1 protein-coding gene is annotated in these 598 nt (G+C 70.1%); it reads right to left on the bottom strand.

From position 1 onward, the window contains the following. Positions 1-598 (bottom strand): tyrosine-type recombinase/integrase (locus AC1D15_RS36200; RefSeq protein ID WP_477829888.1); only part of this gene is annotated, 598 nt, incomplete at both ends.

Below are 598 nucleotides of genomic sequence, written 5' to 3'. Positions count from 1 at the left end.
CCAATGAGGCTGTCGACCGATGCCCCGTCATCGCCATCGTCTCGCCGAGCGGGATCTGCTGACGACCGGCCTCGGTGACGAACCCTGAGCGCAGCGAATGGGCAGAAAAACCTTCGTCGATGCCGGCGAGCACACAGCGCTTCTTGACGATGTCGCGCACGGCGGCGGCCGACAGGGGCTCACCGAGCTTGCCGCCGCGCCGCACGCGGCGGAAGAGGGGGCCCGCGACGATCTCGGCGGCAGCCAGCCAGGCCTGCAGCGCAAGTGCAGCTCTCCCTACGATGGGCTTGTCATTCTCTGCACGATCGACGCCGCTCTGGTTGGTTTTGGAGTGGCTCAGCGTGTAGAGGAAGGCGTCGCCGACGCGCCGCGTGTTCTCCATGCTGGCGAGCGCGACTTCTGAGCGCCGGCGGCCGCCGCTGGAAAACGCGAAGAGGAGGAGGGCGCGGTCGCGCAAACCCGCCAACGACGCGTCGCACGTGTCGAGCAGCGCCTCGAGCGGCTCGCGCGTGAGCGCCGGTTTCTTGCGGGGCAGGGCGCCGCGCTTCGCGTAGGCGCGCCGCGCCTTGGACAGCAGCTCGCGCACCCGCGGCTGCGC

This window comes from Rhizobacter sp. P2_H2 (genome assembly GCF_056403375.1).
Note: the sequence above shows the minus strand (reverse complement) of the source record. Positions and strands in the feature narration are given on the sequence as shown.